Below are 13,840 nucleotides of genomic sequence, written 5' to 3'. Positions count from 1 at the left end.
TACGGCCGGCGCTCCCGCGCCCCGCGGGGATCAGCGCTTGAGGGAGAGGGTCGCGTCCCGCCCCGCGCCGAGCCCGATGACGGCCATCAGGACACACAGCCCCACCAGCACGGCCAGGGGCACGCCCCAGCCGCCGGACAGGTCGTGCAGCGCGCCGACGCCGAACGGCCCGGCGGCGGCGAGCGCGTAGCCGACGCCCTGCGACATGCTGGACAGCCCGGCGGCGCTGTCGCCGTCACCGGCGCGCAGCCCGATCAGGGTCAGCGCGAGGCTGAACGCGGCGCCGCCGATGATGCCGAGGACCAGCGCCCACAGCCAGATCGTCCACATGGGCGCGACGACCACACCGATCAGCCCGACCGCGGTGCCGAGCGCCACGACCACACAGAAGCCGCGCTGCCCGCGACCGCCCCGGTCGACGAAGAACGGCACGACCATGGACCCGGCGGCCTGGAGGAAGGTGATGGCCGACATCATGTACCCGGCGGCCTCCTCGCTCAGCCCGCGGTCGACGCAGATGGCGGGCAGCCACCCGAAGATCACATAGGCGAGCAGGGCCTCCAGCCCGACGAAGGCGGTGACGAGCCAGGCGAGCCGGTCGCGCAGCAGCGGCCCGACGGAGGCCCGGCGGCCCTCGCTGCCGGCGACCCGCCGCATTCCGAACGGCAGCCAGGCGACGATCCCCACCACCACGGGCACGGCGAGCAGCCCCAGCGACCCCCGCCAGTCCGTGCCGACGACGTCCTCCAGCGGGATCACCGCACCGGCCGCGGCGGCACCGCCGAAGGTGAGGGCCATGGTGTACGTGGCCATCATCAGCGGTACCCGGTCCGGGAACTCACGCTTGATCAGACTGGGCAGCACCACGTTGGCCACGGCGATGGCACCGCCGATCACCACGGTCCCGGCGTACAGCAGCGCCGTGGGCTCCAGCAGCCGCACCAGGATGCCCGCCAGCAGCACCGGCAGACACCCCAGCAGCACCCGGTCCTCGCCGAACCGGTGCCGCAGCGCCGGCCCCAGTCCCGCGAACACCCCGAGGCACAGCACCGGCAGCATGGTCAGCAGTCCCGCCCCGGTACCGGACAGCCGCAGATCCTCCTCGATCTGCGGGAGCAGCGGCCCCAGACTGGTGATGGCGGGGCGCAGGTTGAGCGAGACAAGGATGATTCCGGCGATCAGACCGGCCTTGCGCGCGACGCGCGCCCCGGGCGCCGGCATGACCGGCGCGAGACCTGGTACAGAGCTTGATTGTTGAGTCACCGAACTTCTTCCTTCCCTCGCTGGCGAGGGCGTGATAGCGCTCTCTCGTTGCCGACGCAACGATCATCGCGAGAGCACGGGGCATGCCCATCCCGTGAATGCGTGTACGGTGCACGGCATCCCGTAAGTACGTGACGGGGGTTCGCGGAGCGCAAGGCCGCGGGGCACCCCCGGTCGACGCGCGAGCGGCCAGAACGCTCCCCACCGATGAGTTCACCGGCCCCGGACGGTCCACCCGGCACACCACGTCCTCGACAGGAGTGCCATGTCCACCATCCAGCCGGTGATTCTGACCGCCCGCCACGATGTCCTGCTCGCCTTTTACCGGGAGTTGCTCGGCGCTGAGGAGATCTTCCGAGTGCCGGAGGAGGGACCGGTCTTCTACCTCGGCCTGCGCATCGGCGACACCGACCTCGGGCTGGTGGCCAAGCCGGACGTGGCGACCGGGGCGGCACCCCGGATCCTGCTCAGCATCGCCGTCGATGACGTCGACCGGACGCTGGGCCGGGTGGAGGCTCTGGGCGGCTCGGTCAGCGGTGGCCCCGACGACATGCCGTGGGGCCAGCGCGTCGCCCACATCGAGGACCCCGACGGCAACCCGGTGAACCTGACCCAGCCGATCCCGGCTCGGTGACGCGGTGCCGCCGGCGCCCCTTCAGCAGTCCGCGCCGTGGCGGACGCACACGGGGGGCGGGGGACGGCTCTCGTCCCGCTCGTGCTGCGCGGCCATCAGTGAGCCGCCCGCCAGGAGGGCCACCAGCAGATGGACGATCACCGTCCGGCGGGCACGGAAGAGCGCCCCGAGAAGGGCCAGGACGAGTACGGCGATCAGCAGGACGCGCAGCCGCCCGATGTGCGCCAGGGCGGCGGCGTCGATGCCTGTCTGTTCGCCCTGTGCCGCCCAGACCTCCAGGCCGTAGCCGTACACCCGGTCCAGCACGAGCCACCCGGTCTCCAGCAGGAACAGCGGGATGGCGAGAGCGAGGTCCGCTCCGGGGCTCGTCCGGCGCGACCAGGGGCGCCAGGGCCGCGAGGTGGGAGGGGCGTCGGTCATGGGTGCATGATCGCGCGGCCCGTGGTGGCGCGCATGAGTAGCCGTGCTCACATCCGGGCTCGCGGCTTTATCCGCTCGGGGCGGCTCGGGTGGGTGCCGGAAACGGTCGGGAAATGGCCAGGGCCCCGGCTCACCTGAAGTGAACCGGGGCCCTGACCCGCGACTACGGAGCGGACTCCTCGTCGGGACGACAGGATTTGAACCTGCGACCCCTTGACCCCCAGTCAAGTGCGCTACCAAGCTGCGCCACGTCCCGGTGCGCTGTCCCGCGGTGGACCGCGTGATCGCGCGGACAGCACTTTACCCCACCGGCCCGGCGGAGCCGAAGGGGGGCCGAAGGACGGCCGAAGGGGGTGCCGAAGAGGACCGGAGAAGAGGGCCGGGCGGGACAATCGTCGTATGGGTGGATCGGGACACGGAAGCGGTGGGCCGGAGGGCCGGGCGGGCGCGGCGGCGCGGGACCGGGACGCGGAGGGGCGGGCGCGGAACGCGCGGCCCCGCGACGGGCTGGGCCGGCCGCTGCCGTACGGGGCCGAGGGCGTGGAGCGGCAGCCGGAGGGGGTCGTGCGGACGCCCGAGGAGAGCGTGGCGCAGGCGCAGGCGCTGCTGGACGCGGGAAAGCCGTTCCACGCGCACGAGGTGTTCGAGGACGCCTGGAAGTCGGGGCCGGACGAGGAACGCGCGCTGTGGCGGGGGCTGGCCCAGCTCGCCGTGGGGCTGACGCACGCCGCCCGCGGCAATGTCACCGGTGGCGCGCGGCTGCTGCGGCGGGGCGCGGGCGCGGTGCAGGAGTGGGCCGCGGCCTCCGGGCGGCCGGAGCCGTACGGGATGGATCTGGCGGGTGTCGTGGCGTGGGCGCGGGAGCTGGCGGAGGCCGTCGAGGCGGGGGCGGACGGCTCCGACGGGATCGGGGTCGGCGGGGCGGTGGTGGTGGACGCGCGGGCGCGGGCGCCCCGGCTGTACGGGACGTGACCCCACGGGGGCGCTGCCGGTGGCGTACGGCAGACTCGGGGCGTGCGAAAGATTCATGTCATCGGTATCGGCGCGGGCGACCCCGAGCAGCTGACCCTCCAGGCGGTGCGGGCGCTGCGCGGCACGGACGTGTTCTTCCTGCTCGACAAGGGCGAGGTGAAGTCGGACCTCACCCGGTTGCGCCGGGACATGCTGGAGACGCACCTGCCGGAGGGCACGTACCGGGTGGTCGAGGCCCGCGACCCCGAGCGGGACCGGCGCGCGGGCGGCGCGGCGTACTCCCCGGCCGTGGGCGACTGGCGCAGCGCCCGCGCCGACATCTACGAGCGGCTCGTCCGCGACGAGCTGGGCGAGGACGAGACCGGCGCGTTCCTGGTGTGGGGCGACCCGTCGCTGTACGACAGCACGCTGGGCATCCTGGAGGAGGTGCTGGCGCGGGGCACGGTCGCGTTCGACTACGACGTGGTGCCCGGGATCAGCAGTGTGTCCTCGCTGGTCGCCCGGCACCGCACCGGGCTGAACCGGGTGGCCGGTTCCGTGCAGATCACCACCGGGCGGCGGCTCGCCGAGGGGTTCCCGGAGGGCGTGGACGACGTCGTGGTGATGCTGGACGCCCACCAGACCTTCCGGCAGTACGCCGACCAGGACATCCACATCTACTGGGGCGCCTATCTCGGCACCCCGGACGAGATCACCGTCTCCGGGCCCATCGCGGAGGCCGCGCCCCGCATCGAGCGACTGCGGGCCGAGGCCCGCGAGCGCAAGGGGTGGATCATGGACACGTATCTGCTGCGGCGCCATCCCGAGCGGAGCTGACCTCGGCGAACGGGTGGGCCGGGACCGCCGGAGCCGCGGCGTCCGGGCGGGCCGCCGGCGGCACCCGAGCAGACCGTCCCCGCATGCGGGCAGGTCACGGCGGTGTGATCGTGGCCCCGCGGTGGGCTGACCGAGCGTTAGCCCGGACCGTCGAGATCAAGCCACGCGAGGGCTTCCGGTACGCCGGGCACGGCGGTCACGCCTGCGGGCAGCGGTGGGCGTCGTACGACCACGACGGGCAGCCCCCGTTCACGGGCCGCGGTGAGCTTGGCGGCGGTCGCCTCTCCCCCGCTGTCCTTCGTCACCAGCACGTCGACGCGGTGCTCGCGCAGCAGCTCCAGCTCGTCGGCGACGGTGAAGGGGCCCCGCGCGAGCACCTGGGTCATGTCGGGCGGCATCGGCGGTTCGGCGGGCTCCACGGACCGTACGACGAAGTGCAGCCCCTCCAGGTGCGCGAAGGCCGCCAGGTCCATGCGGCCGGTGGTGAGGAGGACGCGGCGGCCCAGGTCCGGCAGCAGCTCGGCGGCCTCGGTCAGGGAGGCGGCCCAGTGCCAGCGGTCGAGGGGGCCGGGGTGCCAGCCCGGCCGGCGCAGCACCACCAGGGGCCGGCCGGCCGCGGCCGTGGCGCGCGCCGCGTTCGCGGTGATCGTGGCGGCGAAGGGGTGGGTGGCGTCGACCACGGCGTCCACGTCCTGGGCGCGGAGCCAGTCGGCGAGCCCGTCGGCTCCGCCGAAGCCTCCGACGCGTACGTCCCCGGCGACCGCTCCCGGCCGGGCGACCCGTCCCGCCAGCGAGGTGGTCACCCGTGTGCCCGGGCGTCCGGCCAGCTCGGCGGCGAGGTGGCGCGCCTCGGTGGTGCCGCCGAGGACGAGGATGTGGCGGGGCATGGCGGGGAGCGTATCGAACGGGGAGCGCATCGAACGTATGACGGCCCCGCCGCGTCGTAGGAGTGACCGGTGCGCCGGGACACCCGGCCGTTCGTGGAAAGGACTCCGCCGTGACCGCTCTTCGCCCCGCCTCGCCCGCCCGGCTCGCCGCCCCCCGGCTCGCCGCCGCCCTGCTGGCCGGCGGACTGCTGGTGGCGACCGCCGCCTGCTCCGGTGAGGCGACGCCCGACCCCACCGCCCGGCCCGGCTCCGGCCTGCGGACCCGGCGTCGCCTGGACGGAGCCGGAGGCCTACTCCTACACCCTGCAGTCGAGCGGAGGAGAACGGGCCCTGCTGGGCAGCTACCGGGTGACCGTGCGGGACGGCCGGGTGACCGACGCCAGAGGGCTGGACGACAGCGCGCGCGACATGGTGAAGCGGCTGCCCGGCCAGGTGCCCACCCTCGGCGGGCTGCTGCGTGAGCTGGAACGGGCGCGGCAGGAGGACGCGGACGAGGCGGCGGCCGAGTTCGCCGCCGACGGGCACCCGGTGCGCATCTCACTGGACTGGGACGCCAACGCCGTGGACGACGAGGCCCTGTACGTGATCAGCGATTACGCGCCCCGGGCGTAGCGGCAGCCGTCCCCAGCCGGTCAGGCATCCCCGGCCGGTCAGGCGTTGACGCCCAGTTCAGGCGTCCGTGGGCTCGGTGGAGTCGACCGGCTGCCACGCGGGGCCATCGCCGCCCAGGCGGACCCGTCCGAAGACCACGTCGGCGAAGTGGATGCCGAAGCCGATGGTGCCGGGGGCCGCGAGGTCGGCGACGAGGCGGTGCCGGTGCTCGGCGGCGCGGGCCGGGTCGTCGTCGAAGGCCGAGGTCCACTCGGGGTGGTCCGCCTGGATCGACGAGTGCAGGGCGTCACCGAAGGCGATCAGCCGCCGGCCGCCGGAGGTGATGACGTACTCGGTGTGGCCGGGCGTGTGGCCGGCGCCGATCCGCACGCGCACGCCGGGGAAGATCTCCTGACCGTCCTCCACCGTGCGCACGCGCGGCGCCAGGGCGGCGATCTCCTCGGGCCTGTCCGGCCCCGCCGGCGGCTCGTACGGGGCCCATTCCGGCGCGGAGACCAGGAAGTCGGCCGCGGGGAAGACGGGCCGGCCGGTGTCCGGCAGGGGGTGGCTCGCCCATCCGGTGTGGTCGGGGTGGAGGTGGGTGAAGGCCACCGCCTCGATGTCCTCGGCCCGGCGGCCGAGGTGGGCCAGCCGCTCCGGGAGGGTTCCCCCGTGGATCACGCCGCGCGGCCCGTCCGGGGCGGCCGGCCAGCGGCGCGGTCCGAAGCCCGCGTCGATGAGCAGCGCGCGGTCGCCGCGCTCCACCAGGAGGGCGCCGATGCTCGCCACCAGGTGGCCCGCGTCGTCCAGGTACTCCGGGTGCGCGGCCCACACCGCGTCGTCCGAACCCAGCAGCAGTTCGCGCGGGCGCAGCCGCACATCGCCGTCCGGTACGTACGTGACCTTGGTGTCCCCCAGCCACAGCGAGCGGATCACCCCCGGCCGCCGCAGGCGCCGCGACCACTCCGGCCGCGCTGTTCCCTCCCGCCGCTCCGTCCCGTTCGGCGGTTCGGCACGGTCGGTCAAGAAATCGGTCACGGTTCTCCCCCTAGGTGCGGTGTCGGGCGTCGGATGACTGCGACGACCATATACGTAAAGCTAGAATCATTCAAGCTGTAATTATTCTGGCTTGATGAACTTGCTAGCATGAGGGCATGACGACGTCCCGGGAGCCGCACGCCATCGCCGAGCGGGAGCTGTGCGGTCTGGTGAACGGCCTGGCCCAGCGGATCGCCGAGCACGTACGCGAGCGCGCCGTCACCCTGGGCCTCACCGTCGCCCAGGCGACCGCCCTGCGGGAGATGACCGGGCCGATGACCATGCGCGAGCTCGCCGACCGCATGAGCTGCGAGCCGTCCAACGCCACCTTCGTCATCGACAAGCTGGAGAAACAGGGCCTGGTCGAACGCCGCGCGCACCCCACCGACCGCCGCGCCAAGCACCTCGTCCTCACCCCGGAGGGCACCGCCCTGCGCGACCGGCTCCTCGACGTCCTCACCCGCGAATCCCCGCTGGGCACCCTCACCCCCCAGCAGCAGGGCGCCCTCAAGGACCTGCTCGAACAGGCGCTGAGCCGGGACTGAGGAGTCCCGCCCGCGGCACGCGCTGCTCAGCGCAGCAACAGCTGGAGGGCGCCCAGCACCGTCGCGGCGATCACCAGCCGCTCGAACAGCCGCTGGTCGATGCGGCTGACGGCCCACTTGCCGAGCAGCGCGCCGGGTACGACGAACAGGACCAGGGCCGCGTCGAGGTGCAGCGAGGGGCCGTCGATCAGGCCGAGGCCCGCGCTGAAGGGCACCTTGGACACGTTCACGATCAGGAAGAAGAAGGCCGACGTGCCCAGGAAGCCCAGCTTCCGGAAGCCCGCCGACAACAGGTACAGGGCCATCACCGGTCCGCCCGCGTTCGCGACCATGGTGGTGAAGCCGCCCAGCACTCCGTACGCACGGGCCTTGACCCGGCCCGCGCGGGTGGTGACCGCGTCCGGCTCCGCCGCCCTGTCCGCCGTACGCCGCCGCCACACCGTCAGCGCGGCCATCAGCAGCAGGATCGCGCCGATCGAGGTGCGGACGACCTCGTCGTCTGCCCACATCAGGAACGCGGTGCCGGCGACGACTCCGGCCGCGACCGCCGGGAACAGCCGCCACAGGGTGGGCCAGTGGGCGTGGCGGCGGTAGGTGAGGACGGCGAGCAGGTCCCCGGCGATGAGCAGGGGCAGGAGCACACCGGTGGAGGCGCGGGCGGGCAGCACCGCCGCGAAGACGGCGAGGCTGATCGTGTTGGCACCGCTCACCGCGGTCTTGGAGAAGCCGACGAGCAGCGCCGCGACGGCGAGCGCGGCGAACTCCCAGCCGGTGATGTGCCAGAGGGTCATCGTGTCCATGCGGGCACCGATGCTATGCACACGCATCCGGCCGGGGCCGCGCCGTCTCGCCTGGTGACACCCGTGACACCGGGGGCCGGGCGCCCGAGCCGCGCGCCGCGCTCACCGCCCATCGCCTGCCGCCCGCAGCCCGCAGCCCGCAGCCCGCAGCCCGCAGCCCGCAGCCCGCAGCCCGCAGCCCGCAGCCCGCAGCAGCGCACACTCCGCCATCCGCCGCAGCCGCCGCAGCGCGCCCTCCCCGTCAGACGTACCGCGCCCGCAGCTCCCGCTTCAGCACCTTCAGGCTCGGCCCGAGCGGCAGGGCGTCCGTGAACTCCACGCGCCGCGGGTACTTGTGCCGGCCCAGGCGCTCCCTGGACCAGCCGATGACGTCCTCCGCGTCCGGCGCGGCGCCCCGCGCGGTGACGACCACCGCGCAGACCTCCTCGCCGTGCAGCTCGTCCGGCAGGCCGATGACCGCGACCTGGGCGACGCCCGGGTGCCGCATCAGCACCTCCTCGACCTCGCGCGGGTAGACGTTGTAGCCACCGCGGATGATCACGTCCTTCTTGCGGTCCACGATCCGCAGGAAGCCGTCCGCGTCCTTGGTTCCGAGGTCGCCGGTGCGGAACCAGCCGTCGACCAGCGCCTCGGCGGTGGCCTCGGGGCGGCCGAGGTAGCCGGAGAAGACGTTGTGGCCGCGGATGACCACCTCGCCCAGCTCCTCCGGGGCAAGCAGCTCGATCCGGTCCTCGATGTCCGCGCGCGCGATCTCCACGTCGACGCCCCACAGCGGATGCCCGATGGTGCCCGCGCGGGTGCCGAACACCGGCTGGTTCACGGTCGCCGTCGGCGAGGTCTCCGACAGGCCGTAGCCCTCGTGGACCGGCACGCCGAAGATCTCCTCGAACCGCTCCAGGACCGCCACCGGCAGCGAGGCCCCGCCGGAGACGCACACCCGCAGCCGGGGCAGGGCCGCCGCCTCGGCGGCCGCGGCGACGAGGGCGACGTACATGGTGGGCACCCCGTGGAAGGTGTCGACCCTCTCCCGCACCATCAGCTCGATCGCGCGCGCCGCGTCGAACCGGGGCATCAGCACGAGGGTGGCCCCGGCGCGCCAGGTGGAGTTGAGGGAGACGGTCTGGCCGAAGGCGTGGAACAGCGGCAGCGCGCCCAGCGCGATGTCGTCGGGGCGGATGTCGTTGGCGTCGAAGGCGTTGACGGTCGCGTTCATCACCAGGTTGAGGTGGCTGAGCACGGCGCCCTTGGGCACGCCCGTGGTGCCGCTGGTGTAGACGACGACGGCCGGGTCGTCGGCGTCGCGGGTGACGAACGTGGGCAGCGGTTCGGTCTTCGCGGCGAGGTCGCCGAACTCCTCGCCCAGGGTGACGACCCGTACCCCGGCGGCCCGTGCCGCGGCGGTTCCCGTCTCAGCCTGCGCCGGGTGGCACAGCAGCAGGGTGGCGCCGCTGTCCCTCAGCACGTGCTCGACCTCGCCGGGGGACAGCAGGAGGTGGACGGGGACGACGACACCGCCGGCCGCGGCGATGGCGTAGTACGCCGTCGGGAACTCGGCCACGTTGGGCGCCATCAGGGCGACCCGGTCCCCGGGCCGTACGCCGAGCGCGGCGAGGGCGCCGGCGCGGGCGAGGGCGCGCTGCCAGACCTCGGCGAAGGTGAGGCGCAGGTCGCCTTCGACGAGGGCGGTTTTGGCGGGCCGGCGGCGCGCGTTCTCGGCGAGGATGCTCGCCAGGGACAGGGTTGCCATGGAGGGGGTTGCTCCGTTTCGTTGCGGCTCTGGTTCCGGATGCCCGGCCCGGGCGCCCCCGTCGAGTCGCCCGGGCTGCGGCTCGGTGCCCGTCGGAGCGCGGTCAGTGCCGTTCGACCAGCACCGCGCTGCCCTGCCCCACGCCCACGCACATGGTCGCCAGGCCGCGCGCGGCCCCCGTACGGCGCATCCGGTGGAGCAGGGTGGTCAGGATGCGGGCGCCGGAGCAGCCGAGCGGGTGGCCGAGGGCGATGGCACCGCCGGTGGGGTTGACCAGCTCGGGGTCGATGCCGAGCTGGTCGACGCAGGCGAGGGCCTGCGCGGCGAACGCCTCGTTGAACTCGGCCTCCTGGATGTCGCCGATGTCCCAGCCGGCCCGGGCGAGGACCTTGCGGGTGGCGGGGACCGGGCCGATGCCCATGACGTCGGGGTGGACGCCGGCCGAGCCGCCCGCGACGTAGCGGCCGAGGGACTCCAGGCCGAGTTCGTTCAGGGCCTCCTCGCTGACCAGCAGCAGTCCGGCGGCGCCGTCGTTCATCGGCGAGGCGTTCCCGGCGGTGACGGTGCCGCCGTCGCGGAAGACCGGCTTGAGGCGGGACAGCTTCTCGAGGGAGGTGTCCTCGCGGACGCATTCATCGCTGTCGACGACGACGCCGTCGGGTCGGGTGACGGGCAGGATCTCGTCGTCGAAGTGGCCGTTCTTGCGGGCGAGGGCGGCCCGCTGGTGGCTGCGCAGGGCGAACTCGTCCTGGCGTTCGCGGCCGACGCCGTACCGCGCGGCGACCTCCTCGGCGGTCTCGCCCATGGACAGCAGCCCGTGCAGTTCCCGCATCGCCGGGTTGACCAGGCGCCAGCCGAGCCGGGTGTCGGCGGTCTCGACGCGGTGGGGCAGCGCCTCGTCGGGGCGGGGCAGGACGAAGGGGGCGCGGCTCATGGACTCGGAGCCGCCCGCGAGCACGATGTCCGCCTCGCCCGCGGCGATGGTGCGGGCGGCGGTGGTGACGGCCTCCAGGCCGGATGCGCACAGCCGGTTGACCGTGGCGCCGGGCACCGAGTCGGGCAGCCCCGCGAGCAGGGCGGCCATGCGGGCGACGTTGCGGTTGTCCTCGCCGGCCTGGTTGGCGGCGCCCCAGTAGACGTCGTCGATCCGGGCCGGGTCCAGCGCGGGCACGTCGGCGACCAGGCCGCGGATCACGGTGGCGGCGAGGTCGTCGGGCCGTACCGAGGACAGGGCTCCGCGCAGCTTGCCGATGGGGGTGCGGCGGGCGGCCGCGAAGTGGACGGGACGCACGAGTGGACTCCTGACCGTCATCGCTCAGCGGACAAGGGCAGTACCGGGGGCGATGTGGAGCGCCCATTGATTAGCACTGCTAGTTTTGGACTGTAGACCTCCGCACCGCTCCCTGGGAAGATCCCCCGGAACCTTCCCCCAGCATTCCCGACGCGGCCGGAGGAGCCATGAGGACCGACCACCGCGAGCACGTGCTCACCGGAACGCGGGGCGCGCTCGCCGTCCGCGAGTGGCCGCACCCCCGCCCCCGGTACACCGTCCTCGTGGTGCACGGCTACGGAGAGCACAGCGGCCGGTACGCGGACCTGGCCGGTGTCTTGACCGGGCACGGGGCCGCCGTGTTCGGGCCCGACCACATGGGCCACGGCCGGTCGGCGGGCGAGCGGGTGGTGATCGAGGACTTCGAGGACGTCGTCGGCGATGTGCACACCGTGGCGCGGCTCGCCCGCTGCGCGCACCCGGACGTACCGATGGTGATGATCGGCCACTCCATGGGCGGGCTCGTCGCCGCCCGGTACGCCCAGCGGTACGGCGCCGGCCTCGCCGCCCTGGTGCTGTCCGGGCCGGTGATCGGCACCTGGGAGACGCCCGCGCGACTGCTCGCCCACGACGCGGCGCACGGCGAGATCCCGGACATCCCGGTCAGCCCGGCCGCGCTGTCCCGGGACCCGGCGGTCGCGGCCGGCTACGCGGCGGACCCGCTGGTGTGGCACGGGCCGATGAAACGGCCGACGCTGCGGGCGTTCGTCCGGACCCTGGAGGACGTCGCCGAGGGCGGTGACGTGGGCCCGCTGCCGCTGCTGTGGCTGCACGGCGACGACGACCGCCTGGTGCCGCTCGCGGGCAGCCGCACGGGCGTGCGGCGGCTGAGCGGCGGGACGGCGGCCGAGCGGATCTTCCCGGGCGCGCGGCACGAGGTGTTCCACGAGACGAACCGCGCGGAGGCGTTCGCAGAGGTGACGGCGTTCGTGGACCGGGTCCTTGCAGACTGACCGGCCCGGGGGCCTCGGAGACTGACCGGGCGGGTCCTCAGTAGCTGACCGTACGGCCCTCGGAAGCTGACCGGACGGGAATTCCTCGGAGACCGACCGGACGGTCCTCGGAGACGACCGGGACGAGGCCGCCACCCTCCGGACCTCCCTCTCACCGCCAGCGCGCATCGCGTTTGCGCTGGTACACGCGGGGCACCCGCGCCCCCATGGAGGGGTCGCGGCGAACGGCCGCCGAACGCGCCCGCGCGCGCCGCGCCGCTCCGTACGACCGACAACCCTCGCACGAGGTGAGAAGGAGAAGCGCCCCATGACCGTCGTGAAGAGCACACTGCCCGACGACGCCCGCCGGGTCGCCTGCGACGCGCTGCAGGACACGCTGGTGGATCTGGTCGGGCTGTCACTGATCGGGAAGCAGGCGCACTGGAACATCGTGGGCCCGCGGTTCCGTTCGATCCACCTGCAGCTGGACGAGGTGGTCGCGACCGCCCGCGCCCACTCGGACACGGTGGCGGAGCGGTGCGCGGCGCTGGGCGTGCCGCCGGACGGCCGCCCGGAGACCGTCGCCGCCCGGTTCTCGCTGCCCAGCCCGAAGGAGGGCTGGGTGCGCGACAACGATGCGGTCCAGGTGCTGGTGGAGTCGCTGGAGGCGGCGATCGGCCGGCTGCGGGAGCGCATCGAGGCCACCGACGGTCCGGACCCGGTCACCCAGGACCTGCTGATCGCCATCACGGCCGACCTGGAGAAGCAGCGCTGGATGTTCGACGCCGAGAACTTCCCGCGCCAGGACTGACCCCTGCGGACGCGCCACAGGGAAGGGGCAGGCCATGACGGATTCCGCCGGACTCGACGCGCTGTGGGAGGACTTTCACCACGTCGTGAACATGACCTCCCAGGAGCTGGACGCCTGGCTGCGGACCCGGGACGCCGGCGAGCGGACCGAGCCGCTGCCGGACCAGGCGGGCCCCCCGCTCGGACAGCAGGTGCTCGCCGTGCTGCGCAAGCGGCGCACGGACCTCACCGACGAGGACGTCCGGGTGATGGCGAAGGTCGTGGAGATGGTGTCCGGACAGACGGATCTGGCGAACGAGCCGGAGCCCGCGCGCACCAGCCGCCGCCATGCGCTGATGTCGATCGGACACGACCCGCTCAAGCCGTGACCGACGCGCGGCGCGTGGTGCGCGAACTGACCCGCGCGTACGGCCGGACGTACGCCGAGGAGGCGGGCATCCGGCTGCGGGACACCCCCCAGCCGCTGTACCGGCTGCTGGTGCTGTCCGTGCTGCTCAGCGCCCGGATCCGGGCCTCGGTCGCGGTGGCGGCCGCCCGCGCCCTGCACGAGGCGGGGCTGCGCGATCCGCGCCGGATGGCCGAGGCCGGCCGGCGGCGTCGGGTGGCCGCCCTCGGCGAGGCCGGCTACCGGCGCTACGACGAGCGCACCGCGACGATGCTCGCCGACGGCGCCCGGCTGCTCACCGAGCGCTGGGGCGGCGATCTGCGCCGGCTGCGCGCGGAGGCGGACGGCGATCCCGGCGCGCTGCGCCGGCTGCTCCAGGAGGTGCCCGGTCTGGGCCCGGCCGGGGCGGACATCTTCCTGCGCGAGGTGCAGCGGGTGTGGCCGGAAGTCGCCCCCTTCGTCGACGGCAAGGCACTGTCGGGAGCACGGCGGCTGGGGCTGCCGGAGGACCGTGACCGGCTGCTGGCGGCGGCCGGTGACACCGAACCGGCCGTCCTCGCCGCCGCGTTGGTGCGGGCGGCGCTGCAGAAGGAGGTGGCCGAGGAGGCTCTCCGCCGCGCCGCGTGATCGTGTCAGACTGCTCGCAGCCCCGCCCCCCTTGCGCGGGGCC

16 protein-coding genes and 1 tRNA gene are annotated in these 13,840 nt (G+C 74.1%); 9 read left to right on the top strand and 8 right to left on the bottom strand.

The window, feature by feature from the left end; translation table 11 throughout:
• Positions 1-30: 30 nt before the first annotated feature.
• Positions 31-1,221, bottom strand: coding sequence for an MFS transporter (locus tag G7Z13_RS30400; RefSeq protein ID WP_166003549.1), 1,191 nt, complete (start codon positions 1,219-1,221; stop codon positions 31-33).
• A 307-nt stretch (positions 1,222-1,528) separates the two neighbouring features.
• On the opposite strand from G7Z13_RS30400, the gene G7Z13_RS30395 reads away from it, so the two are divergent.
• Positions 1,529-1,897 (top strand): VOC family protein, encoded by a 369-nt coding sequence (locus tag G7Z13_RS30395; protein WP_166003547.1) that lies wholly within the window; start codon positions 1,529-1,531, stop codon positions 1,895-1,897.
• Between the two features lie 21 nt (positions 1,898-1,918).
• Here G7Z13_RS30395 and G7Z13_RS30390 read toward each other — a convergent pair whose 3' ends face one another.
• Positions 1,919-2,317 carry a DUF6234 family protein gene (locus tag G7Z13_RS30390; RefSeq protein WP_166003545.1) on the bottom strand — a complete coding sequence of 133 codons (399 nt, stop codon included), beginning with the start codon at positions 2,315-2,317 and terminating at the stop codon, positions 1,919-1,921.
• A 182-nt stretch (positions 2,318-2,499) separates the two neighbouring features.
• Positions 2,500-2,573, bottom strand: a tRNA-Pro gene (locus G7Z13_RS30385).
• A 143-nt stretch (positions 2,574-2,716) separates the two neighbouring features.
• On the opposite strand from G7Z13_RS30385, the gene G7Z13_RS30380 reads away from it, so the two are divergent.
• Complete coding sequence (locus G7Z13_RS30380) at positions 2,717-3,289, top strand: DUF309 domain-containing protein (RefSeq protein ID WP_166003543.1); 573 nt, start codon at positions 2,717-2,719, stop codon at positions 3,287-3,289.
• A 42-nt stretch (positions 3,290-3,331) separates the two neighbouring features.
• A complete protein-coding gene (gene cobF, locus G7Z13_RS30375; protein ID WP_166003541.1) occupies positions 3,332-4,105 on the top strand; it encodes a precorrin-6A synthase (deacetylating) in 774 nt (257 codons plus the stop codon).
• Positions 4,106-4,242: 137 nt separating this feature from the next.
• Here cobF and G7Z13_RS30370 read toward each other — a convergent pair whose 3' ends face one another.
• Complete coding sequence (locus tag G7Z13_RS30370) at positions 4,243-4,992, bottom strand: cobalt-precorrin-6A reductase (RefSeq protein ID WP_166003539.1); 750 nt, start codon at positions 4,990-4,992, stop codon at positions 4,243-4,245.
• 213 nt (positions 4,993-5,205) lie between these two features.
• Here G7Z13_RS30370 and G7Z13_RS30365 point away from each other — a divergent pair, with 213 nt between their 5' ends.
• Positions 5,206-5,604 carry a DUF6174 domain-containing protein gene (locus G7Z13_RS30365; RefSeq protein ID WP_240926396.1) on the top strand — a complete coding sequence of 133 codons (399 nt, stop codon included), beginning with the start codon at positions 5,206-5,208 and terminating at the stop codon, positions 5,602-5,604.
• Between the two features lie 57 nt (positions 5,605-5,661).
• On the opposite strand, the gene G7Z13_RS30360 is transcribed toward G7Z13_RS30365, so the two are convergent.
• Positions 5,662-6,507, bottom strand: a complete 846-nt coding sequence (locus G7Z13_RS30360; protein WP_166005458.1) for an MBL fold metallo-hydrolase — start codon at positions 6,505-6,507, stop codon at positions 5,662-5,664.
• Positions 6,508-6,737: 230 nt separating this feature from the next.
• On the opposite strand from G7Z13_RS30360, the gene G7Z13_RS30355 reads away from it, so the two are divergent.
• The gene (locus G7Z13_RS30355) at positions 6,738-7,166 is read left to right on the top strand and encodes a MarR family transcriptional regulator (protein ID WP_166003538.1); all 429 of its coding nucleotides are present in this window, start codon (positions 6,738-6,740) and stop codon (positions 7,164-7,166) included.
• Between the two features lie 26 nt (positions 7,167-7,192).
• Here the strand turns inward: G7Z13_RS30355 and G7Z13_RS30350 are convergent, their stop codons facing one another.
• The 3 genes from G7Z13_RS30350 to G7Z13_RS30340 all read right to left on the bottom strand — a co-directional run bounded on the left by G7Z13_RS30350 (position 7,193) and on the right by G7Z13_RS30340 (position 11,004).
• A complete protein-coding gene (locus tag G7Z13_RS30350) occupies positions 7,193-7,966 on the bottom strand; it encodes a sulfite exporter TauE/SafE family protein (protein ID WP_166003536.1) in 774 nt (257 codons plus the stop codon).
• Between the two features lie 241 nt (positions 7,967-8,207).
• On the bottom strand, positions 8,208-9,713 hold the full coding sequence (locus G7Z13_RS30345) for a long-chain fatty acid--CoA ligase (RefSeq protein WP_166003535.1): 1,506 nt from the start codon (positions 9,711-9,713) through the stop codon (positions 8,208-8,210).
• A 103-nt stretch (positions 9,714-9,816) separates the two neighbouring features.
• Positions 9,817-11,004, bottom strand: a complete 1,188-nt coding sequence (locus G7Z13_RS30340) for a thiolase family protein (RefSeq protein ID WP_166003533.1) — start codon at positions 11,002-11,004, stop codon at positions 9,817-9,819.
• A gap of 167 nt (positions 11,005-11,171) precedes the next feature.
• Between G7Z13_RS30340 and G7Z13_RS30335 the strand changes: the two genes are divergently transcribed.
• The 4 genes from G7Z13_RS30335 to G7Z13_RS30320 all read left to right on the top strand — a co-directional run bounded on the left by G7Z13_RS30335 (position 11,172) and on the right by G7Z13_RS30320 (position 13,797).
• A complete protein-coding gene (locus tag G7Z13_RS30335; RefSeq protein ID WP_166003532.1) occupies positions 11,172-11,996 on the top strand; it encodes an alpha/beta hydrolase in 825 nt (274 codons plus the stop codon).
• Positions 11,997-12,303: 307 nt separating this feature from the next.
• Entirely contained in the window at positions 12,304-12,786 is a 483-nt protein-coding gene (locus tag G7Z13_RS30330; RefSeq protein WP_166003530.1) for a DNA starvation/stationary phase protection protein, read from the top strand.
• A gap of 34 nt (positions 12,787-12,820) precedes the next feature.
• A complete protein-coding gene (locus G7Z13_RS30325) occupies positions 12,821-13,153 on the top strand; it encodes a DUF3140 domain-containing protein (RefSeq protein ID WP_166003528.1) in 333 nt (110 codons plus the stop codon).
• The gene (locus tag G7Z13_RS30320) at positions 13,150-13,797 is read left to right on the top strand and encodes an endonuclease (protein WP_166003526.1); all 648 of its coding nucleotides are present in this window, start codon (positions 13,150-13,152) and stop codon (positions 13,795-13,797) included. Before G7Z13_RS30325 ends, G7Z13_RS30320 begins: the two co-directional genes overlap by 4 nt.
• Positions 13,798-13,840 lie beyond the last annotated feature (43 nt).

The sequence above is a fragment of the Streptomyces sp. JB150 genome (assembly GCF_011193355.1).
GTDB lineage: Bacteria > Actinomycetota > Actinomycetes > Streptomycetales > Streptomycetaceae > Streptomyces.
Note: the sequence above shows the minus strand (reverse complement) of the source record. Positions and strands in the feature narration are given on the sequence as shown.